Origin of the sequence: Enterobacter cloacae, from assembly GCF_011078175.1 — a bacterium.
GTDB lineage: Bacteria > Pseudomonadota > Gammaproteobacteria > Enterobacterales > Enterobacteriaceae > Enterobacter > Enterobacter cloacae_Q.
Genome location: NZ_JAALCJ010000010.1, coordinates 12,893 through 34,564, shown reverse-complemented (window position 1 = coordinate 34,564; position 21,672 = coordinate 12,893). Strand labels below are relative to the sequence as shown.

The 21,672-nt window shown below is 56.4% G+C and carries 17 protein-coding genes and 1 pseudogene; 7 read left to right on the top strand and 11 right to left on the bottom strand.

The window, feature by feature from the left end; translation table 11 throughout:
* The first annotated feature begins 13 nt into the window (after positions 1-13).
* Positions 14-253, top strand: a complete 240-nt coding sequence (gene zapB, locus G6Q29_RS18975) for a septal ring assembly protein ZapB (RefSeq protein ID WP_003862031.1) — start codon at positions 14-16, stop codon at positions 251-253.
* 82 nt (positions 254-335) lie between these two features.
* On the opposite strand, the gene rraA is transcribed toward zapB, so the two are convergent.
* The 7 genes from rraA to priA all read right to left on the bottom strand — a co-directional run bounded on the left by rraA (position 336) and on the right by priA (position 8,270).
* The gene (rraA, locus tag G6Q29_RS18970) at positions 336-821 is read right to left on the bottom strand and encodes a ribonuclease E activity regulator RraA (protein ID WP_165466718.1); all 486 of its coding nucleotides are present in this window, start codon (positions 819-821) and stop codon (positions 336-338) included.
* A gap of 92 nt (positions 822-913) precedes the next feature.
* Positions 914-1,840 carry a 1,4-dihydroxy-2-naphthoate polyprenyltransferase gene (menA, locus tag G6Q29_RS18965; protein WP_087924327.1) on the bottom strand — a complete coding sequence of 309 codons (927 nt, stop codon included), beginning with the start codon at positions 1,838-1,840 and terminating at the stop codon, positions 914-916.
* Between the two features lie 62 nt (positions 1,841-1,902).
* The gene (gene hslU / locus G6Q29_RS18960; protein WP_003862035.1) at positions 1,903-3,234 is read right to left on the bottom strand and encodes an HslU--HslV peptidase ATPase subunit; all 1,332 of its coding nucleotides are present in this window, start codon (positions 3,232-3,234) and stop codon (positions 1,903-1,905) included.
* A 9-nt stretch (positions 3,235-3,243) separates the two neighbouring features.
* Positions 3,244-3,774, bottom strand: coding sequence for an ATP-dependent protease subunit HslV (gene hslV, locus G6Q29_RS18955; RefSeq protein WP_003862036.1), 531 nt, complete (start codon positions 3,772-3,774; stop codon positions 3,244-3,246).
* Between the two features lie 94 nt (positions 3,775-3,868).
* Positions 3,869-4,837, bottom strand: a complete 969-nt coding sequence (gene ftsN / locus G6Q29_RS18950; RefSeq protein ID WP_165466717.1) for a cell division protein FtsN — start codon at positions 4,835-4,837, stop codon at positions 3,869-3,871.
* 92 nt (positions 4,838-4,929) lie between these two features.
* On the bottom strand, positions 4,930-5,955 hold the full coding sequence (cytR, locus tag G6Q29_RS18945; RefSeq protein WP_165466716.1) for a DNA-binding transcriptional regulator CytR: 1,026 nt from the start codon (positions 5,953-5,955) through the stop codon (positions 4,930-4,932).
* 119 nt (positions 5,956-6,074) lie between these two features.
* Positions 6,075-8,270: a primosomal protein N' gene (gene priA / locus G6Q29_RS18940; protein ID WP_165466715.1), complete on the bottom strand. Its 2,196-nt coding sequence runs from the start codon at positions 8,268-8,270 to the stop codon at positions 6,075-6,077.
* Between the two features lie 200 nt (positions 8,271-8,470).
* Here priA and rpmE point away from each other — a divergent pair, with 200 nt between their 5' ends.
* Both rpmE and G6Q29_RS18930 read left to right on the top strand, forming a co-directional pair.
* Entirely contained in the window at positions 8,471-8,683 is a 213-nt protein-coding gene (gene rpmE, locus G6Q29_RS18935) for a 50S ribosomal protein L31 (RefSeq protein WP_003862040.1), read from the top strand.
* A gap of 319 nt (positions 8,684-9,002) precedes the next feature.
* Positions 9,003-9,683, top strand: coding sequence for an oligogalacturonate-specific porin KdgM family protein (locus tag G6Q29_RS18930; protein WP_165466714.1), 681 nt, complete (start codon positions 9,003-9,005; stop codon positions 9,681-9,683).
* A gap of 42 nt (positions 9,684-9,725) precedes the next feature.
* Here G6Q29_RS18930 and metJ read toward each other — a convergent pair whose 3' ends face one another.
* Positions 9,726-10,043, bottom strand: coding sequence for a met regulon transcriptional regulator MetJ (metJ, locus tag G6Q29_RS18925; protein WP_003862042.1), 318 nt, complete (start codon positions 10,041-10,043; stop codon positions 9,726-9,728).
* Between the two features lie 275 nt (positions 10,044-10,318).
* Between metJ and metB the strand changes: the two genes are divergently transcribed.
* The 4 genes from metB to katG all read left to right on the top strand — a co-directional run bounded on the left by metB (position 10,319) and on the right by katG (position 17,355).
* Entirely contained in the window at positions 10,319-11,479 is a 1,161-nt protein-coding gene (gene metB / locus G6Q29_RS18920; protein ID WP_032615276.1) for a cystathionine gamma-synthase, read from the top strand.
* Positions 11,480-11,481: 2 nt separating this feature from the next.
* Positions 11,482-13,914, top strand: a complete 2,433-nt coding sequence (locus G6Q29_RS18915; RefSeq protein WP_165466713.1) for a bifunctional aspartate kinase/homoserine dehydrogenase II — start codon at positions 11,482-11,484, stop codon at positions 13,912-13,914.
* 226 nt (positions 13,915-14,140) lie between these two features.
* Positions 14,141-15,031, top strand: coding sequence for a methylenetetrahydrofolate reductase (metF, locus tag G6Q29_RS18910; protein ID WP_003862045.1), 891 nt, complete (start codon positions 14,141-14,143; stop codon positions 15,029-15,031).
* 143 nt (positions 15,032-15,174) lie between these two features.
* A complete protein-coding gene (gene katG / locus G6Q29_RS18905) occupies positions 15,175-17,355 on the top strand; it encodes a catalase/peroxidase HPI (RefSeq protein WP_165466712.1) in 2,181 nt (726 codons plus the stop codon).
* 91 nt (positions 17,356-17,446) lie between these two features.
* On the opposite strand, the gene gldA is transcribed toward katG, so the two are convergent.
* From gldA to ppc, 3 genes and pseudogenes are all read right to left on the bottom strand, one after another.
* Complete coding sequence (gene gldA, locus G6Q29_RS18900) at positions 17,447-18,550, bottom strand: bifunctional L-1,2-propanediol dehydrogenase/glycerol dehydrogenase (RefSeq protein WP_165466711.1); 1,104 nt, start codon at positions 18,548-18,550, stop codon at positions 17,447-17,449.
* Between the two features lie 12 nt (positions 18,551-18,562).
* Positions 18,563-18,682 (bottom strand): annotated as a pseudogene (locus tag G6Q29_RS21765) (fructose-6-phosphate aldolase); the annotation flags it as partial.
* A gap of 86 nt (positions 18,683-18,768) precedes the next feature.
* Entirely contained in the window at positions 18,769-21,420 is a 2,652-nt protein-coding gene (gene ppc / locus G6Q29_RS18890; RefSeq protein ID WP_165466709.1) for a phosphoenolpyruvate carboxylase, read from the bottom strand.
* Positions 21,421-21,672: the final 252 nt, after the last annotated feature.

Sequence of the window (21,672 nt, the reverse complement as noted above, 5' to 3'; positions counted from 1 at the left end):
GAGAGGTAGGATCATGTCTTTAGAAGTGTTTGAGAAACTGGAATCGAAAGTACAGCAGGCGATTGACACCATCACGCTGCTGCAAATGGAAATTGAAGAGCTGAAAGAGAAGAACAACTCCCTGTCACAGGAAGTTCAGAATGCTCAGCACAGCCGTGAAGAACTGGAGCGCGAAAACAACCAGCTGCGCGAACAGCAGAACGGCTGGCAGGAACGCTTGCAGGCGCTGTTGGGACGTATGGAAGAAGTTTGATTTCCTTAGGGAATGAATTGAACAGGCCGGGTAAGGCGAAGCCGCCACCCGGCTTTTTTTATAGAGCTCGCTTACCGATTAACTATTCAATATCCAGCGCATCCTCAGAAAGGATAATGCCGGTATTGTCAGCATAAAGGTGGTCACCCGAGAAGAAGGTCACGCCGCCGAAGTTAACGCGCACGTCGCTTTCGCCGATGCCGTCACCCGCTGCGCCAACCGGAATGGCGGCAATGGCCTGAATACCGATATCCAGGTCTTCCAGATCGTCCACCTGGCGCACGGAACCGTACACCACAATGCCTTCCCACTCGTTCTGCACGGCGATGCCAGCCAGTTCGGCATCAATCAATGCACGACGCACGGAACCGCCGCCATCGATGACCAAAACGCGGCCACGGCCGTTCTCTTCGAGCAGATCGTACAGCAACCCGTTGTCCTCGAAACATTTCACCGTGATGATTTGTCCGCCAAACGACGACCGTCCACCAAAGTTGGAGAACAGGGGTTCAACGACGTTGACATCTTCCTGGTAGATGTCACAAAGCTCGGAGGTATCGTATTTCATAGGTTTAACGCTCTGTTGCTGCGAATGTGTTCAGTATATCGTGCGAAATGCGTTGTTGGCAAAATCATCAATTGTTAATTGATATTTGTCAGCTAACTCAGCGTCTGGCTTAAGACAATCCCGATGACGAACAGCAGGTTAGTCAGCAACGCGCCTTTTACCGTACGTTCCAGCATCGGTGGCATGGCGGCCGGGCTGAGTTCACGCATGACGTAGCGGGCCTGCTTAATCAGCAGCGGTGCGGCGAGCACAAACAGCCAGCCCCACAGGCTGTGCAGAGAGATCAGATTGAACAGCGCCAGGCAGACCAGCGCGCCGATGAGCAGGCAGGCGTGATAGCGCCGTGCATTCACCGGACCCAGACGCACGGCCAGCGTGTTTTTACCGTTCTCGCGGTCGCTGTCGATGTCGCGCAGGTTATTGATATTCAGCACCGCCGTCGCCAGCAGACCACAGGCGGTCGCCGGCAGGAACAGGGCAGGGATCACCGTATGCGCCTGTAAGTACCAGCTTCCCATCACGCTCAGCCAGCCGAAGAATACCAGCACGGAGATGTCACCCAGGCCAATATACCCGTAAGGACGCGTCCCGACGGTATAGGTAATGGCTGCAATAATAGCGAGCAAGCCCAGCACCAGGAAGCCAATGAAATCACTGGTGGTTTTCGAGGCGACCGTCACCAGCGCCAGCCCGGACAGGCAAATCAACACCACGGTGATAATCAGCGCCCGCTTCATCTGTGCCTGGGTAATCACCCCTTTTTGCATCCCGCGCAGCGGCCCGATACGGTCAGGCTTATCGCTGCCTTTTACCGCATCGCCGTAATCATTGGCGAGATTAGAGAGGATTTGCAGCAGCCCGGCGGTGACAAGCGCCAGACCTGCAACCAGCGGATCGAAATGACCCTGCCACCAGGCAAGCGTGGTACCGACAATAATGGCGGCAAAAGCCAGAGGAAGCGTTTTAGGGCGCAGACTTTCGAGCCACGCCTGTGTACGGCTGATATCAGTCATAGTTATTTAGCCAATAAAAATGGGGGCCATAGCCCCCATCAACAGTGATGAAAATGCATTGAACGCGATTATAGAATAAAACGGCTCAGATCTTCATCTGCCACTAACGCATCCAGGTGTTTGCCCACGTAGTCTGCGTCAATGGTAATGCTTTGACCGTTAAGGTCGCTCGCATCATAAGAGATATCTTCCATCAGGCGTTCCAGCACGGTGTGCAGACGACGCGCACCGATGTTTTCGGTGGTTTCGTTGACCTGCCACGCGGCCTGGGCGATGCGTTTGATACCGTCATCGGTAAATTCAATGTTCACGCCTTCGGTCGCCATCAGCGCTTTGTACTGCACGGTTACAGACGCGTTTGGCTCGGTCAGAATACGCTCGAAATCTTCGGTGGTCAGCGCCTGCAACTCAACGCGGATTGGCAGACGACCCTGGAGTTCAGGGATCAGGTCAGACGGGCTGGCAATCTGGAACGCACCGGAGGCGATAAACAGAATGTGGTCAGTTTTAACCATGCCGTGCTTGGTGGAGACGGTGCAACCTTCCACCAGCGGCAGCAGGTCGCGCTGAACGCCTTCACGGGAGACATCCGGGCCGGACGCGTTGCCGCGCTTACAGATCTTATCGATTTCGTCGATAAACACGATACCGTGCTGCTCAACCGCGTCGATAGCGTCCTGTTTCAGCTCTTCCGGGTTAACCAGCTTCGCGGCTTCTTCTTCAATCAGCAGCTTCATCGCGTCTTTGATTTTCAGCTTACGCGCTTTTTGCTTCTGCCCGCCCAGGTTCTGGAACATGGACTGCAACTGGCTGGTCATCTCTTCCATGCCCGGAGGCGCCATAATTTCCACGCCCATTGGCGCGGCAGCGAGATCGATCTCAATCTCTTTATCGTCCAGCTCGCCTTCGCGCAGTTTTTTGCGGAATGCCTGACGCGCAGCAGAAGGTTCAGACTGCTGTTCAGCCTGTCCCCAGTTGTTTTTTGCCGGTGGGATCAGCACGTCGAGAATACGCTCTTCGGCCATCTCTTCGGCGCGATAGCGGTTTTTCTCAATCGCCTGGACACGCACCATCTTAATCGCCGAGTCGGTCAGGTCGCGGATGATGGAGTCCACTTCTTTACCCACATAGCCCACTTCGGTGAACTTGGTGGCTTCAACTTTGATGAACGGCGCGTTAGCCAATTTGGCCAGACGACGGGCGATTTCGGTTTTACCCACACCGGTCGGGCCGATCATCAGAATATTTTTTGGCGTCACTTCGTGGCGAAGCTCTTCGTCGAGCTGCATGCGACGCCAGCGGTTACGCAGTGCGATAGCCACGGAGCGCTTGGCGTTGTCCTGGCCGATAATGTGTTTGTTCAGTTCGCTGACAATTTCGCGTGGGGTCATTTCAGACATGGGCGATCCTTACGCTTTAGACGGTAATTCTTCGATGGTGTGATTGTGGTTGGTATAGATGCAGATATCGCCTGCAATATCCAACGCTTTCACCGCGATATCGCGCGCGTTCATGTCGGTATTTTCCAACAGCGCACGGGCTGCGGCCTGGGCGTACGGGCCGCCAGAGCCGATGGCAATCAGGTCGTTTTCAGGCTGAACCACGTCGCCGTTACCGGTGATGATCAGCGAGGCGTTTTCGTCAGCCACGGCCAGCAGCGCTTCGAGCTTGCGTAGCATGCGGTCAGTACGCCAGTCTTTTGCCAGCTCAACGGCGGCTTTCACCAGATGACCCTGATGCATTTCCAGTTTGCGTTCAAACAGTTCAAACAGCGTGAAGGCATCAGCCGTGCCGCCTGCGAAACCGGCGATCACTTTGTCGTTATAGAGACGACGTACTTTCTTCACGTTGCCTTTCATGACGGTATTACCCAGCGTGGCCTGGCCATCACCGGCAATTACCACCTGGCCGTTACGGCGTACACTTACTATTGTTGTCACGAACAGACCCCCTGGTTACAAATTCGGGAAACAGAAGCCCTGAGCCTGTGCTCAGGGCCGAATTAAATGATAGATGGGGGAGATTTTGGGGGTTTCAACCCCCGGAGGCGAGTCGAATGCAGTTTGTATGGCCTGCCACTTTCAAACGAGAAATAGTGCCATCGGCATTTTCTTTGCCTTTGACCGGGCCAATCACCACGCGATTCCAGCCGTTGTTGGTGGTAATGCGTGAGTCAAATCCTTCAAATGCCAGCTGAGCTCGCACCGTTTCTGCCTGCTCGGCGCCTTTAAACGAACCGCACTGAACCATCCAGCGGCGTTCATCTTTTTTCTCAGCCGTCTGCTTTGGTGCCTCGGCCTCTTTGGTGACCGGTGCAGCCTGCTGCGTTTTGGGCTGTTGCGCAGTGGTATGCGCTGGCGTCTGCAACAGATCCTGATACGGCTGTGCCGTTTGCTTCTGCGGCTGCGCTTTCGGCTGCTGCTGGACGGGCTGAGTTTGTACGGTACGCGTTTGCTGCTGCGGTTGCGTACGTGGCTGCTGTACCGGCTGCGTCTGGGTCCACTGCTGCTGTTGCGTTTGCTGCTGAGCCTGGCGCTGGCGCTGCAACGTTTGCTGACGCTGCGCCGGGGTTTGTTCGTTCCACGGCACTTCGTTCAGCTGCGTAGGCTGCTGGCGCATGTCCGCCTGCATCTGAGCGAGCAATTGTCGCTGTTCGTCCGTCAGCTGATCGGCATTCTTCACTTCCCCCCCGGCAGAAGGCTCGGTAGGCGCACGTACGCCTGGCTGGCGGCTTTCCAGCTCTTTAATGTAGCGCCAGCGCTCTTCAGGCTTCGGAGGCAGGCCGTTGCCGACGACCTTGTTGCCCTGAAGGGCTTCAGACTCTTCTTTTTTATGATGCGTAATGAAGTAGAGGCCGCCAATGAAGGCCACCAGCACGGCCGCAGCAATGGCGACCATGGCTGGAGAGACAGCAGACAGGCTACGTTGCTTGCTTTTTGAACTACTCTTTTTGCGTCGCGAAGGTGCCGGCTGGCCGCGACGTACATAATCTCGTTGTGCCACTATCGTTTCGCTGTATTTATTCGTTCGTCAGCCCGCCATGTTACTTAAGCGACGGGGCTTTGACCAGATAAGGGTGTCGAAAGGTATTTACTTTAAGTTAATGCCTGGGTAGAGCCGCGCACAATCAGCTCACAGTCCAGTAGCCGTGAACCACTGCTAACGGATTGACCATGCAGCTGATCCAGCAAAAGCAGCATCGCTTCCCGGCCAATGTCATACCGCGGCTGTGCAACGGTCGAAAGCGGCGGATCGCAAAATTCGGAAAGCGAAATATTATCAAAACCGATAATCGACAGGTTCTGCGGCACGCGCAGGCCGTGACGTTTGGCGTAGGATAACGCCCCCAGCGCCATCACGTCGCTGTGACAGAAGACCGCGGTGGGTGGTTCTGGTAAGGCCAGCAATTTTTCCAGCGCCTGCCCGCCTGCTTCAAAGGTGAAATCACCGCGCGCAATGTAGTGCGGATCGACGACAGAACCGGTACGGCGCAGCGCCTGAACGTAGCCCTGTAATCGGTAATGGCACAGTGGCATCTCTTCTGGTCCGGCGATACAACCGATGCGCTTATGCCCCAGTTCCTGAAGATAGTTCACGGCGTTGAACGCGGCGGTAAGGTTGTCGATATGAACGGTCGGCAGCTCCAGCTCCGGCGCGAATTCGTTCGCCATGACCATCGGCGGCAAATTGCGCTGTTCTTCAATGCTGGCATCAAACGGCAGGCGTGAGCCAAGCAGCAGCATGCCATCAATCTGCTTGGTGATGATTAGATCGATGAATGTTTTTTCCTGCTGGTTCTGGTGGGCACAATCACCAATCAGCACCAGATACCCCTGGGCTGCCGCAGTGACTTCAATGCCACGGATGATTTCGCTGAAGAAGGGATCGCAGATGTCCGGCACGATCACCAGGATGGTGCGGGATTCGTTGCGTTTAACGTTGCGCCCCATGGCTTGCGGGAAATAACCGACCTCAAGCGCCGCCTTTTCAACCCGGTTTCGGGTCGCCTGGGAGACTTTATCAGGGTTCATTAATGCGCGGGACACGGTTGCTGTTGAGACTTGTGCTTTCTCGGCAACGTCTTTCATGGTCGCCGAGGCAACCTCTTTCCTGGACTTCAACGTCTTCTCCTCGCCTGAACACCGAACTGCGGACAGCACCATTTTTACAGATAGTTAATGGAATCGGTTACAGAATTTTCATAAAAAGTGTGAGGCGCATTAAATTTTTCGATCCGTCTTCAGCCTTCAATCGGATCGACGTCAAGAACCCACTTCACTTTTCGCGCTTCCGGCAGGGTATTGATCAGTGCCAGCGTGCCGCTGACGATCTGCTGCAAACGGATACGCGAAGGGTGCTGAAGTAAGAGTTGCCAGCGGAAACGGCCGCCGCGTTTCGGGGCGAGCGCGGGCACCGGACCTAAAATCCATAGCTGATTATCCACCAGAGGGCTGGCTTGCAGAAGGTTTCTCAGCTGTTGCAGGAACAGCGGAGCCTGCTGATTATTATGATCTTCCGCACGGATGATAACGTGGCTGGTCCACGGGGGAAGCTGCATCGTCTGACGTTCGGCCAGAGCCTGGTCCGCGAAGGCGTCATAGCCTTTGTGCAGCAGGGTTTGCAGCAGCGGATGTTCAGGGTGGTGCGTTTGCAGTACCACCTCGCCCTGTTTACCCGCTCGACCGGCGCGACCGGCAACCTGGGTATAAAGCTGGGCAAAACGCTCGGCGGAGCGGAAATCCGCGGAGAACAGCGCGCCGTCGACGTCCAGCAGGGCGACCAGCGTCACGTCCGGGAAGTGGTGCCCTTTCGCCAGCATCTGAGTGCCAATCAGGATGCGCGCGCCGCCGCGATGCACTTCCGCCAGCTGCTGTTCCAGCGCCCCTTTACGGCTGGTGGTATCCCTGTCGATACGGGAGATGGGCACGTCCGGGAAGAAGGGCGCGAGCGCCTGTTCAAGCTGTTCCGTACCCAGACCGACCGGCACAATATGCGTTGAACCGCAGGATGGGCACTGACGGGGGACCGGACGCTGGCTGTCGCAGTGGTGACAGCGTAAGTGGCGCTGAGCCTGGTGGAAGGTGTAGTAGTGATCGCAGCGCGGGCACTCCGCGATCCAGCCGCAGTCGTGGCACAGCAGCGCAGGTGCGAAGCCGCGGCGGTTCAGGAACAGAATCACCTGGTTGCCCGCCTGTAAATGCTGGCGCATGCGGGAAATCAATGCGGGCGCTAGTCCCGCCTGAACCTGCTGGCCTTTTAGATCGAGCACGTGCTGAATGGCCGGACGGGCATTCCCGGCACGGCGCGTCAGGCGCAGCATGTGGTATTTACGCTGGCGAACGTTGTGCAGCGTTTCAAGCGCGGGGGTGGCAGACCCGAGAATAATGGGTATTTGCTCGCTGTGGGCGCGGTACACGGCTAAGTCGCGGGCGTGGTAGCGCCAGCCTTCCTGCTGTTTATAGGAGCTGTCATGCTCTTCATCGATCACGATAACGCCGAGATTTTTAAACGGCGTAAACAGCGATGAACGGGTGCCAATCACAATCGCCGCTTCGCCGTTTTTCGCTTTCAGCCAGGCGCTGAGGCGCTCGCTGTCATTCAGGCCGGAGTGCAGAACCTCAACGGGCGCATTAAAGCGTTCACGGAAACGCGCGATGGTTTGCGGCGTCAGGCCGATTTCCGGCACCATCACCAGCGCCTGTTTGCCCTGCGCGAGCACGTTTTCCAGCACGCTCAGATACACTTCGGTTTTACCGGAGCCGGTGACGCCCGCCAGTAGCCAGGCGGAAAAACGATCGGCGGCGCTGTGAATCGCGCCTACGGCGGTGGCCTGCTCGGTATTCAGACGCAGGCGATCGCCCGAGACGGAAAAGCCGTCGCGCCAGTCGTGAAGGGCAGGTGCTTCACTGGCCAGCTCGCTCAACCCTTTCTTCCTTAATGCCTGCAACGCGGTTTCGCTTACCTCAAGCTCGTCGACCTGATGGCGCCAGATTTTTCCCTGGCGCAGCGCGGCCAGCGCCTGCTGCTGTTTCTGCGAGCGCTTCAGGCTGTTAATGTCCACAGCCTGGCCCTGCTCGGTGGCAAACCAGTACCACATTGGCGCGTGGCTGGCGCTCTTGCCCTGGCGCAGCATAATGGGCAGGGCATGGAACAGCACGTCGCCAATCGGATGATGATAATAATCTGCCGCCCACAGCAGCAGTCGCCAGGTACTGGTGGAGTAAAGCGGCTCGTTGTCCAGCACCTCAACAACCGATTTCAGTTCGTTAAGCGGCAGTTCGCTGTGTTCGCTGACGGAAACCACGATCCCCACGCGCTGCTGTTTGCCAAACGGCACGGTCACGCGACAGCCCGCATTGGCGCTCATGCTGTCGGGCAGCAGGTAGTCAAAGGTGCGGGGAAGCGGAACGGGCAGGGCAACGTGAGCGACGGGCATCGAATCTTCCTGACTTGAAAAGTGGCGCGTTAGTATACACATTAGTGAAAGCGGCGTGCGGATCAGTTTGCATACGTTGGTCAAATTCTGTATGATTCGCCGCCTTTGGTGTATTTTACGCCAAAGAACTTACATTCAACATCGCGTGGTGTCTGGCGTTAGGGCTGGAAGAGCGACGCGGCCTTAACTGAGGTTCTCCCATGAAAAAAGATATTCACCCGAAATACGAAATGATTACTGCAAACTGCTCTTGCGGTAACTCTATCCAGATCCGCTCCACCGTGGGTCACGATCTGAACCTGGACGTGTGCGGCAAATGCCACCCGTTCTACACTGGTAAGCAGCGTGATGTTGCAACCGGTGGCCGTGTTGACCGCTTCAACAAGCGTTTCAGCATCCCGGGCGCTAAATAAGCATCCAGAAGAAACCGCCTCCGGGCGGTTTTTTTGTGCCTGTAATATTTCTCCTGAATTAATTCTATCGTTATATATTCTCTTCAAATATATATTTTAATTTTTCTGAAAATTATCATGACGTCTTAATATATTCCTATTTATACGGATAGTGAACTTTATCTCTGTTTTCTTGGCCTGTTTGCCATTTAGTTGCCAGATATGGCAATAAATAAAAGGTTTCCCTCTGGGCGTAAAATTACACTGCGCTCGACATATATCTTATTTGCCATTTCAACAGCAATGGCTTTCAGGGTGTATTTACTTTAAGGGAAAAAAGATGAAACTGAAGCAACTTTTATTCGTGCTTCCATTACTATCGTGCGCGGCGCAGGCGGGTTATGTTGATTACCGACACGAGTATTACGATGATGGGCGTAACTATGACCGTGTGTACATGTCACACCGTTTTGGCACGGGCTTTGGCGTGGCGGTAGAGGCGGTGTCGCGGTCCGATGAAAAGCAATCTAATGATGCGCTAAATAATATGGAGAGCAACAGCAGCGAATATACGGCCAGCTACCAGTTCACCTGGCAGGGATTTATCTGGCAGCCGGGTGTCGCGGTTGAAATGGGCGACGATATGGCTATATATAAACCGTATCTGCGCGTGCAGTATAATATTAATGATATCTGGTGGGCGGCGTTTCGTTATCGTACGGAATATACCCGTCGTAATGCAGACGGTAAAGATGACCGAACGGTATATCGCCCGGAAATGTGGCTGGGGTATAATATCGATAACTGGATGTTCGAACTGAACGGAATTTATAAGTTCGCCGACAACGAAAATCTGTATAACAGCAAGAAAGAAGATTACGAATACAACTTCCGCGTGGCGTATAACATTGATTCGTGGGTGCCGTTTGTTGAAGTGGGTAACGTCTCATCCGGCTATAACACTGCTACCACTGACGATCGGCAGACGCGTCTGCGTGTCGGCTTAGGCTATAACTTCTGAGAAACCTTCCCGCTGAGCGCCCTCAGCGGGATCGCACCGCTGTTAGTATTCCCACGTCTCCGGGTCGATGCCCAGTTCACGCATGATTACCTTCGCCTCTTCCGGGATTTCATCACTGCGCTCTTTGCGCAGATCGTCATCGTTCGGCAACGGTTGGCCGGTAAACGCATGCAGGAACGCTTCGCACAGCAATTCGCTGTTGGTTGCGTGACGCAGGTTGTTCACCTGACGACGCGTGCGTTCATCGGTGAGGATCTTCAACACCTTCAGAGGAATGGACACCGTGATTTTCTTGACTTGCTCACTCTTCTTACCGTGCTCAGCGTATGGGCTGATATATTCGCCGCTCCATTCAGCCATGAGATACCTTTAATCCTCTCAGTCATTAATCTAAAGGTGCAAAACCGATAACCGACGGTTTTGAACCGTAATCTTGCGTAGTTTACCGTAGAGACGATACCGAGGCACGGATATTGCCGCTGTAGCGTGTCCTAAAGCATATAATTTTAACGGCTATTTGCGCATTGCTCAATCTATACGCAAAGAAGTTTAGATGTCCAGATGTATTGACGTCCATACTTTCAATGTTTACTCTGGTGCCTGACTTTTCACCTCATTCGCCAGGAAGCCTCACCATGACGCGTAAACAGGCCACCATCGCAGTGCGTAGCGGATTGAATGATGACGAGCAGTACGGCTGCGTTGTCCCGCCGATTCATCTCTCCAGTACCTATAACTTCACCGGATTTAATGAACCACGCGCCCATGACTACTCGCGCCGTGGTAACCCGACACGTGATGTGACCCAGCGTGCGCTGGCGGAACTGGAAGGCGGCGCAGGCGCGGTGATGACCAATACCGGCATGTCGGCTATCCACCTGGTGACCACCGTGTTCCTGAAACCTGGCGATCTGCTGGTGGCGCCGCACGACTGTTATGGCGGCAGCTACCGACTGTTCGACAGCCTGGCGAAGCGCGGTTGCTATCGCGTGCTGTTTGTCGATCAGGGTGATGAGCAGGCGCTGAAACAGGCGCTGGCAGAAAAGCCGAAGCTGGTTTTAGTCGAAAGTCCAAGCAACCCACTGCTGCGCGTCGTGGACATTGCAAAAATTTGTCAGCTTTCAAGGGATGCGGGAGCGATAAGTGTAGTGGATAATACGTTCCTCAGTCCGGCCTTGCAGAACCCGCTGGCACTGGGAGCGGATCTGGTATTGCATTCATGCACCAAATACCTGAACGGCCACTCCGACGTTGTCGCGGGGGTCGTTATTGCCAAAGATCCAGAGCTTGTCACCGAACTGGCATGGTGGGCGAATAACATCGGCGTCACCGGCAGTGCGTTTGACAGCTACCTGTTGCTGCGTGGGTTACGTACCCTGTCGCCGCGTATGGACGTGGCGCAGCGTAATGCCCAGGCGATTGTCGATTTCCTGAAGACCCAGCCGCTGGTGAAAAAGCTTTATCACCCGTCGCTGCCGGAGAACCAGGGACACGAGATCGCGGCGCGTCAGCAAAAGGGGTTCGGCGCGATGTTAAGTTTTGAACTGGATGGCGATGAGCAGACGCTGCGTCGCTTCCTCAGCGGGTTGTCACTGTTTACGCTGGCGGAATCTTTAGGGGGAGTCGAAAGCTTAATCTCCCACGCCGCAACAATGACGCACGCAGGCATGGCGCCAGAAGCGCGTGCCGCCGCCGGAATTTCTGAGACGCTACTGCGTATCTCAACCGGTATTGAAGATTGTGAAGATTTAATTGCCGATCTGGAAAATGGCTTCCGGGTCGCAGCCAAGGGGTAATCATGAGTGTGATAGCGCAGGCAGGGGCGAAGGGTCGCCAGCTGCACAAGTTTGGTGGTAGTAGTCTTGCTGATGTGAAATGTTACCTGCGGGTCGCGGGGATCATGGCAGAGTATTCGATGCCGGGGGACATGATGGTTGTCTCCGCGGCGGGCAGCACCACCAACCAGTTGATTAGCTGGCTGAAACTGAGCCAGACCGATCGCCTCTCTGCGCATCAGGTGCAACAATCTTTACGTCGCTATCAGAGCGAACTGATTGCTGGCCTGCTGCCAGCGGACGTAGCTGACGGGCTGATCAGCGCTTTCACGCACGATCTTGAACGTCTGGCGGCCCTGCTGGACAGCGGGATCACCGACGCGGTGTATGCCGAAGTGGTTGGCCACGGTGAAGTGTGGTCCGCGCGCCTGATGGCCGCCGTGCTGCAACATCTTGGTGTGGATGCCGCCTGGCTTGACGCGCGTGATTTCCTGCGTGCCGAACGTGCCGCGCAGCCTCAGGTGGACGAAGGGTTGTCTTACCCGCTGCTGCAACAGCTGCTGGTGCAACATCCTGGTAAACGTATTGTCGTCACCGGCTTTATCAGCCGCAGCAATGCCGGCGAAACCGTGCTGCTGGGCCGTAACGGCTCGGACTACTCGGCCACGCAGATTGGTGCCCTGGCGGGGGTGTCCCGCGTTACCATCTGGAGCGACGTGGCCGGCGTCTACAGCGCTGACCCGCGCAAAGTGAAAGATGCCTGCCTGCTGCCGCTGCTGCGTCTCGACGAAGCGAGCGAGCTGGCGCGTCTGGCGGCCCCGGTGCTGCACGCGCGCACGCTACAGCCGGTATCCGGCAGCGACATCGACCTGCAACTACGCTGTAGCTACACGCCGGATCAGGGTTCCACTCGCATCGAGCGCGTGCTGGCATCCGGCACGGGCGCGCGCATTGTTACCAGCCACGACGACATCTGCCTGATTGAGTTCCAGGTGCCAGCAGGTCAGGATTTCAAACTGGCGCACAAAGATATCGACACTATCCTGAAGCGAGCGCAGATGCGTCCGTTGGCCGTTGGCGTACATAACGATCGTCAACTGTTGCAGTTCTGCTATACCGCCGAAGTGGTGGACAGTGCCCTGAAAATTCTTGATGAAGCGGGCCTGCCGGGTGAGCTTCGTCTGCGTCAGGGGCTGGCGATGGTGGCGATGGTGGGCGCGGGCGTTACCCGAAACCCGCTGCACTGCCACCGCTTCTGGCAGCAGCTTAAAGGCCAGCCGGTTGAGTTTACCTGGCAGTCGGAAGAGGGTATCAGCCTGGTTGCCGTGCTGCGTAAAGGGCCAACCGAAAGCCTGATTCAGGGTCTGCACACCTCGCTGTTCCGCGCCGAAAAACGTATCGGTCTGGTACTGTTCGGTAAAGGGAATATCGGTTCCCGCTGGCTGGAGCTGTTCGCCCGCGAGCAGGTGACGCTGTCGGCGCGTACCGGGTTTGAATTTATTCTGGCAGGGGTGGTGGACAGCCGCCGCAGCCTGCTGAACTACGAAGGGCTGGACGCCAGCCGTGCGCTGGCCTTCTTTAACGATGAAGCGGTTGAGCAAGACGAAGAGTCGCTGTTCCTGTGGATGCGCGCGCACCCGTATGACGATCTGGTGGTGCTGGATGTGACCGCCAGCGAACAGCTGGCCGATCAGTATCTGGATTTCGCCAGCCACGGTTTCCACGTCATCAGCGCCAACAAGCTGGCGGGAGCGAGCAGCACTGACAAATATCGCCAGATCCATGACGCGTTCGAAAAAACGGGTCGTCACTGGCTTTACAACGCCACCGTTGGCGCAGGTCTGCCGGTTAACCATACCGTGCGCGACCTGATTGAAAGCGGCGACAGCATACTTGCGCTGAGCGGTATCTTCTCCGGCACGCTCTCCTGGCTGTTTTTGCAATTTGACGGCACCGTTCCGTTCACTGAGTTGGTGGATCAGGCGTGGCAGCAGGGCTTAACCGAGCCGGATCCGCGTGTGGACCTTGCCGGTAAAGATGTGATGCGTAAGCTGGTCATCCTGGCGCGTGAAGCGGGCTACGACATTGAGCCGGGTCAGGTGCGCGTTGAGTCTCTGGTGCCAGCGGGCTGCGAGGAAGGGTCTGTCGATCACTTCTTCGAGAACGGTGACGAGCTTAACGAGCAGATGGTGCAACGTCTGGAAGCGGCTAACGAGATGGGCCTGGTGCTGCGCTATGTGGCGCGCTTCGAGGCGAACGGTAAAGCGCGCGTGGGCGTGGAGGCGGTGCGTCCTGAACATCCGCTGGCGGCGCTCCTGCCATGCGACAACGTCTTCGCCATCGAAAGCCGCTGGTATCGCGATAACCCGCTGGTGATCCGCGGTCCTGGCGCGGGACGCGATGTCACCGCCGGAGCCATTCAGTCCGACATTAATCGTCTGGCTAAGCTGCTGTAACGTCTGCATTTCCCTCTCCCTGTGGGAGAGGGTCAGGGTGAGGGTATCAAACCGCACTCACCCCCATCATGAACGCCCTTCATCTTCCCTGAACAAACCTCACCGTTAATGTTGATTATTTCTGTTGACGTCATCCCGCTTTTCCGTCATTTTTACATCTGGACGTCTAAACGTATAGAAGTTCACAACACAACAAACAACGACACGCGAAAGATAGAGGTAAGGTATGAGCTTTTTTCACGCCAACCAGCGGGAAGCCCTGAATCAGAGCCTGGCCGAAGTAAATGGCCAGATTAACGTCTCTTTTGAATTTTTCCCGCCGCGCACCAGTGAAATGGAGCAAACCCTGTGGAGCTCTATCGATCGCCTGAGCAGCCTGAAACCAAAGTTTGTCTCCGTGACCTACGGCGCCAACTCCGGTGAGCGTGACCGTACGCACAGCATCATTAAAGGCATTAAAGACCGTACCGGCCTGGAAGCTGCGCCGCACCTCACCTGTATCGACGCCACCCGAGATGAACTGCGCGCCATTGCCCAGGACTACTGGAATAACGGCATTCGCCATATTGTGGCCCTGCGCGGCGACCTTCCGCCTGGAAGCGGTAAGCCAGAGATGTTTGCCGCCGATCTGGTCGGGCTGCTGAAAGACGTTGCCGACTTTGATATCTCCGTGGCTGCCTACCCTGAAGTTCACCCGGAAGCAAAAAGCGCCCAGGCGGACCTGCTCAACCTGAAGCGTAAAGTGGAGGCCGGTGCCAACCGCGCAATTACTCAGTTCTTCTTTGACGTTGAAAGCTACCTGCGCTTTCGCGACCGCTGCGTCTCAGCGGGTATTGATGTCGAAATTATCCCTGGCATTCTGCCGGTCTCGAACTTCAAACAGGCGAAGAAATTCGCAGATATGACCAACGTGCGCATTCCGCTGTGGATGTCCAAAATGTATGAAGGGCTGGACGACGATCCGGAAACCCGTAAGCTGGTGGGGGCCAATATTGCGATGGACATGGTGAAGATTTTAAGTCGCGAAGGGGTGAAAGATTTCCATTTCTATACCCTGAACCGCGCGGAAATGAGCTACGCCATTTGCCATACGCTCGGTGTTCGCCCGGCGCTATAAAGTAAAAACCCTCATAAAATGAGGGTTTTTTAAACGAACAGAGAGTTAAAAGGTATTAGCTATCGAATCTGTGGATTAATTCAACTATCTCTTATCGCTAGTGGTGTATATCGTAACGGTAACACTGTAAAGGGAGCATAGCGATGAGCACGTCAGACGAGACCAATAACGCGGCATCCGCCGGCAAATGTCCGTTCCACCAGGGCGGCGTCGATCATAGCGCGGGTGCAGGTACCGGCAGCAAAGAATGGTGGCCTAAACAACTTCGCATCGATCTTTTAAACCAACATTCCAACCGTTCGAACCCTCTGGGTGAAGACTTCGACTACCGCAAAGAATTCAGCAAGCTCGACTATTCCGCCCTTAAAGGCGATCTCAAAGCCCTTTTAACCGATTCACAACCGTGGTGGCCTGCCGACTGGGGCAGCTATGCGGGTCTGTTTATCCGTATGGCCTGGCACGGCGCCGGTACCTATCGCTCCGTTGACGGGCGCGGCGGCGCCGGACGCGGTCAGCAACGCTTTGCGCCGCTGAACTCATGGCCGGATAACGTCAGCCTGGATAAGGCTCGTCGTCTGCTGTGGCCAATCAAACAAAAACACGGACAAAAAATTTCCTGGGCCGACCTGTTTATCCTTGCCGGTAACGTGGCGCTGGAAAACTCCGGCTTCCGCACCTTTGGTTTTGGTGCCGGGCGTGAAGACGTCTGGGAACCGGATCTGGACGTGAACTGGGGCGATGAAAAAGCCTGGCTGACCCACCGTGACCCGGAAGCACTGGCGAAGCGCCCGCTGGCGGCCACCGAAATGGGCCTGATTTACGTTAACCCGGAAGGGCCAAACGCCAGCGGTGAACCGCTGTCTGCCGCGGCGGCGATCCGCGCTACCTTTGGCAACATGGGCATGAACGATGAAGAGACCGTCGCGCTGATTGCAGGCGGCCATACGCTCGGTAAAACGCATGGCGCAGGCGAAGCCACGCATGTGGGCACTGACCCGGAAGCGTCGCCGATTGAAGCGCAGGGGCTGGGCTGGGCCAGCACGCACGGCACCGGTATTGGCGCTGACGCCATCACCTCCGGGCTGGAAGTGATCTGGTCTCAAACCCCGACCCAGTGGAGCAACTACTTCTTCGAGAACCTGTTCAAATACGAATGGGTGCAGACGCGTAGCCCGGCGGGCGCAATTCAGTTTGAAGCCGTGGATGCGCCGGAAATTATGCCTGACCCGTTCGACCCGTCGAAAAAACGCAAGCCAACCATGCTGGTCACCGACCTGACGCTGCGTTTTGATCCGGAATTCGAGAAAATTTCCCGTCGCTTCCTGAACGATCCGCAGGCCTTCAACGAAGCCTTTGCGCGCGCGTGGTTCAAGCTGACCCACCGCGATATGGGGCCGAAATCCCGTTATATTGGTCCGGAAGTGCCGAAAGAAGATCTGATTTGGCAGGATCCGCTGCCTCAGCCGGTATTCCATCCAACTCAGGAAGATATTGAAAGCCTGAAAGCGGAAATCGCGGCCTCTGGTCTCTCCGTGAGCGAGCTGGTTTCCGTGGCCTGGGCGTCGGCATCGACCTTCCGCGGCGGTGACAAGCGTGGCGGCGCTAACGGTGCGCGTCTGGCGCTGGCGCCTCAGCGCGACTGGGATGTGAACGCTGCGGCGGTGCGGGCGTTACCGGCTCTGGAAGCAATCCAGCGCACTACGAATAAAGCTTCACTGGCCGATATCATCGTGCTGGCAGGCGTTGTGGGCGTTGAACAGGCGGCGAAAGCGGCAGGCGTTTACGTCAACGTTCCGTTCACCCCAGGCCGCGTGGATGCACGTCAGGACCAGACGGATATCGAGATGTTTAACCTGCTCGAACCGATTGCCGACGGCTTCCGCAACTACCGTGCGCAGGTGGATGTGTCCACCACCGAGTCACTGTTGATTGATAAAGCCCAACAGCTGACTCTGACCGCGCCGGAACTGACGGTGCTGATTGGCGGTCTGCGCGTACTTGGCGCAAACTTTGATGGCAGCAAGAATGGGGTGTTCACCAACCGCGAGGGCGTACTGAGCAACGACTTCTTCGTGAACCTGCTGGATATGAACACCCAGTGGAAAGCGGCCGACGACTCAAACGAGCTGTTTGCCGGTAGCGATCGCGCCAGCGGAGAAGTGAAATATACCGCCACCCGCGCCGATCTGGTCTTCGGTTCGAACGCCGTCCTGCGTGCGCTGGCCGAAGTTTACGCCAGCAGCGATGCACACGAGAAGTTCGTCCGCGACTTCGTTGCCGCCTGGGCGCGAGTGATGGATTTGGATCGGTTTGACGTGAAGTAACCCTTGTGCCGGGTGGCGGCTACGCCTTACCCGGCCTACAAATTAAAGTGCCATGTAGGCCGGGTAAGCGCAGCGCTACCCGGCTTTTTTATTACTCCCACTCATGGAGGAAACGCTGTCCGTACTGGTCCGCCACCAGCAGCGCCGCATAGACCTGATCCGGCGTTACGCCGCCAGGCATGTTGTGAATGGTTTCCCCTTCGGCACAGGACGCCTCCGCGATCAGACGCATTTTGGCCGGAATATCTTCTTTGATGTTTAGCTGCGCCAGAGTGATCGGCAGCCCAACGCTGTGGCAAAGCGCGGCGACGGTCTCAATTTCTTCAACCGGCGCGTTCTCCAGTACCAGCTGCGTCAGCGTGCCGAACGCAACCTTTTCACCATGATAGAAATGATGCGCATCTGGCACCGCCGTCATGCCGTTGTGAATAGCGTGTGCCGCCGCCAGCCCGCCGCTTTCAAAGCCTACGCCGCTCAGATAAGTGTTGGCTTCGATAATGCGTTCCAGTGCAGGCGTTACCACGTGCTGTTCCGCCGCGAGCATTGCCTTCTCACCTTCTTCAACCAGCGTGTTGTAGCACAGCTCAGCCAACGCTAGCGCCGCCTGCGTGCACTTGCCGCCGGCCATGGTGGTGGCACCGCTGCGCGAACAGGCGCGGGCTTCAAACCAGGTGGCGAGGGCATCGCCAATCCCGGCGGCCAGCAGGCGCGCAGGTGCGCTGGCCACTACTTTGGTGTCGACAATCACCATGTTTGGGTTATGCGGCAGCATCAGATAGCGATCAAACTCGCCGCTGTCGGTATAAATCACGGAGAGGGCGCTGCACGGCGCATCGGTGGAGGCAATGGTCGGGGCAATGGCCACCGGCACGTCCATAAAATGGGCCAGCGCTTTGGCGGTATCCAGCGTTTTACCGCCGCCGATACCCAGCACCGCGAGGCAGTCGGCGCTGTCGGCCAGCTTTTTCAAACGATCGATTTCGTTTTGTGAACATTCGCCGCCAAACGGTGCGATTTCAGCATGGAGTCCGGCTTGTTTAAAACTCTGACGCAGGGTTTCTTCAGCAAAACCCAGTACAAATTTATCGCCCACCACAAGCCAACGATTCGCCAGCGGCTTCAAGTAGTCGCCGAGACGGGTGAGAACATCTGCGCCCTGGATATATTTTCCCGGCGATTGAATGATACGGTCCATAACATTACTCCCTTAGTGTTTGAGGTAAACAAACGCGTTTTTCCTGTCCTGTTCGAACTGCTCTGAGAGTGACTCTACTCCCGGCGTGCCGGACATTTGTTGCGCTACGTCTAAGGGAAACGTGATTGCCTGACCGGTGGCAAAAAATGTGTGGAATATCAGGGAGGGGAGGAGATCGAGATGTGCCCGGCAAGCGTAACGCTGCCGGGCACCGAGCATTAACCGGTGTTGCGCATACCCGCCGCAACGCCTGCAATCGTCACCATCAGCGCCTGTTCAACGCGCGGGTCCGGCTCTTTACCTTCCTCTTCCGCCAGGCGGGAACGGTGCAGCAGTTCTGCCTGTAAAACGTTCAGCGGGTCGGTGTAAATATTACGCAGCTGGATTGATTCGGCAATCCACGGCAGGTCTTCCATCAGGTGGGAGTCGTTGGCAATATCCAGCACCACTTTAATGTCGCCTTCCAGTAGCTCGCGCAGCTCTTTACCCAGCGCCCACAGTTCGGGTTTCACCAGACGCTGATCGTAGTATTCCGCCAGCCACAGGTCGGCTTTCGAGAAGACCATCTCCAGCATGCCCAGACGGGTAGAGAAGAACGGCCAGTCGCGGCACATGGTTTCCAGTTCGCTCTGCTTACCGTCTTCCACCACTTTTTGCAGCGCCGCACCGGCACCCAGCCAGGCTGGCAGCATCAGACGGTTCTGCGTCCAGGCAAAGATCCACGGAATGGCGCGCAGGGATTCGACACCGCCAGTCGGGCGACGCTTGGCAGGACGCGAACCCAGCGGCAATTTACCCAGCTCCTGTTCAGGCGTGGCTGAACGGAAGTATGGGACGAAATCGTTGTTTTCACGTACGTAGCCGCGGTACAGATCGCAAGAGATGTCTGACAGCTCGTCCATAATTCGGCACCAGGACTCTTTTGGCTCCGGCGGCGGCAGCAGGTTCGCTTCGAGGATCGCACTGGTGTAAAGCGACAGGCTGCTGATGGTGACTTCCGGCAGGCCGTACTTGAAGCGGATCATCTCGCCCTGCTCGGTCACGCGCAGGCCGCCTTTCAGGCTTCCCGGTGGTTGAGAGAGCAGGGCTGCGTGGGCAGGCGCACCGCCACGACCAATTGAGCCGCCGCGTCCGTGGAACAGAGTCAGTTCAATACCGGCTTTCTCGCAGGTTTTGATTAGCGCGTCCTGCGCCTGGTACTGCGCCCAGGAGGCGGCCATCACGCCCGCATCTTTCGCGGAGTCGGAATAGCCAATCATCACCATCTGTTTGCCCTGAATAAAGCCGCGATACCAGTCGATGTTCAGTAACTGGGTCATGACGTCGTTGGCGTTGTTCAGGTCATCAAGGGTCTCAAACAGCGGGGCCACCGGCAGAGCATAGTCAATGCCCGCTTCTTTCAGCAGCAGGTGAACGGCCAGCACGTCGGACGGCGTCTTCGCCATGGAGATCACATAGGCGGCCACCGATCCTTTCGGTGCATCGACGATCGCTTTACAGGTGTTGAGCACTTCGCGGGTGTCGTTGCTCGGTTCCCAGTTGCGCGGCAGCAGCGGGCGCTTGGAGTTTAGCTCGCGGATCAGGAACGCCTGTTTGTCGGCTTCTGACCAGCTTTCATAGTCGCCGATGCCGAGATAGCGGGTCAGCTCGCCCAGCGCTTCGGTATGACGGGTACTTTCCTGACGAACGTCGATACGCACCAGCGGCACGCCGAAACACTTCACGCGGCGCAGGGTGTCGAGCAGTTCACCGTTGGCGATGATGCCCATCCCGCAGGCCTGGAGCGATTTGTAACAGGCATACAGCGGTTCCCATAGCTGTTCGTTCTGGCTGAGCAGGCCTTCCGGCTTCGGCAGGCGCTGGCCTTTCAGACGCGCTTCCAGCCAGGCCTGAGTCGCCATCAGCTGACCGCGCAGTTTTTTCATCAGGAAACGGTACGGCTCGCTGGCGCCCTCTTCACCGGCCAGCGCGCGCAGTTCCGGCGTCGCTTCTACCATCGACAGTTCGGAGATCAGCACCTGAATATCTTTCAGGAACAGGTCGGTCGCTTTCCAGCGGCTCAGCAGCAGAACGTGGCGCGTGATTTCCGCGGTGACGTTCGGGTTGCCGTCGCGGTCGCCGCCCATCCAGGAGGTGAAGCGTACTGGCACAAAGTCAACCGGTAGACGGTAGCCGAGGTTCTCTTCCAGCTGTTCGTTCAGCTCGCGCAGATAGTTAGGTACCCCTTCCCACAGGCTGTTTTCCACCACCGCAAAGCCCCATTTGGCTTCGTCGATAGGGCTTGGGCGGTGTTTACGAATTTCATCCGTGTGCCAGGACTGGGCAATCAGCTGGCGCAGACGGCGCATCAGCTGGTTACGTTCGTAGTCGGCGATGTCTTTGTTATCCAGCTGCTTCAGACAGTTGTTCACTTCCACCATTTTATGGATCAGCGTACGACGCGTGATTTCAGTTGGGTGCGCGGTCAGAACCAGTTCCAGCGAAAGGGATTCCACCGCTTTTTTGATGGTCGCTTCGTTGAGGTCGGGCTGGTCTTTGAGTTTGCGTAGGGTGCGGGCAATGACTTCCGGGTTGCTGGCCGCTTCGCCTTTCGGCGAAATGCTGTGGTATTGCTCAGCAGTGTTTGCCAGATTCAGGAACTGGCTGAAGGCCCGGGCAACAGGCAGCAGCTCATCGTTGGAGAGGTTCTGCAAGGTGGTGAGCAGCTCCTGACGATTGGCCTCGTTACCGGCGCGGGATGATTTAGACAGCTTGCGGATGGTTTCAACGCGGTCGAGGATGTTCTCCCCCAACGCATCTTTGATGGTATCTCCAAGCACTTTGCCGAGCATACTGACATTACTACGCAACGCGGAATATTGTTCGTTCATAAAAACCCAGTCACCCCATCATTTTTGTTTATGCCCATGCGAAAATCTTCTGGACATTATTTTGTCATCTCCCTTTATAAAGCCACGTAAAACCCCCGTCGTCAATTGCTGCGAAAACGGTTCAGCAAACGGATAAATGCGGGCAATTTACGAAATTTAATTCGCATTGCGTCAGATAAGAGATGCTTATGGGAATGTGACGGAGATCATGCGATTTGTTGCCCTCAGCCGAACCCTCTCCCACAGGGAGAG

Bases quoted from the DNA above. Each gene is read 5' to 3' on its own strand.
- gldA (WP_165466711.1), bottom strand. From the start codon at position 18,550: ATGGACCGTATCATTCAATCGCCGGGAAAATATATCCAGGGCGCAGAT.
- metF (WP_003862045.1), top strand. From the start codon at position 14,141: ATGAGCTTTTTTCACGCCAACCAGCGGGAAGCCCTGAATCAGAGCCTG.
- rraA (WP_165466718.1), bottom strand. From the start codon at position 821: ATGAAATACGATACCTCCGAGCTTTGTGACATCTACCAGGAAGATGTC.
- katG (WP_165466712.1), top strand. From the start codon at position 15,175: ATGAGCACGTCAGACGAGACCAATAACGCGGCATCCGCCGGCAAATGT.
- hslU (WP_003862035.1), bottom strand. From the start codon at position 3,234: ATGTCTGAAATGACCCCACGCGAAATTGTCAGCGAACTGAACAAACAC.
- metB (WP_032615276.1), top strand. From the start codon at position 10,319: ATGACGCGTAAACAGGCCACCATCGCAGTGCGTAGCGGATTGAATGAT.
- rpmE (WP_003862040.1), top strand. From the start codon at position 8,471: ATGAAAAAAGATATTCACCCGAAATACGAAATGATTACTGCAAACTGC.
- ppc (WP_165466709.1), bottom strand. From the start codon at position 21,420: ATGAACGAACAATATTCCGCGTTGCGTAGTAATGTCAGTATGCTCGGC.
- G6Q29_RS18915 (WP_165466713.1), top strand. From the start codon at position 11,482: ATGAGTGTGATAGCGCAGGCAGGGGCGAAGGGTCGCCAGCTGCACAAG.
- zapB (WP_003862031.1), top strand. From the start codon at position 14: ATGTCTTTAGAAGTGTTTGAGAAACTGGAATCGAAAGTACAGCAGGCG.
- G6Q29_RS18930 (WP_165466714.1), top strand. From the start codon at position 9,003: ATGAAACTGAAGCAACTTTTATTCGTGCTTCCATTACTATCGTGCGCG.
- priA (WP_165466715.1), bottom strand. From the start codon at position 8,270: ATGCCCGTCGCTCACGTTGCCCTGCCCGTTCCGCTTCCCCGCACCTTT.
- metJ (WP_003862042.1), bottom strand. From the start codon at position 10,043: ATGGCTGAATGGAGCGGCGAATATATCAGCCCATACGCTGAGCACGGT.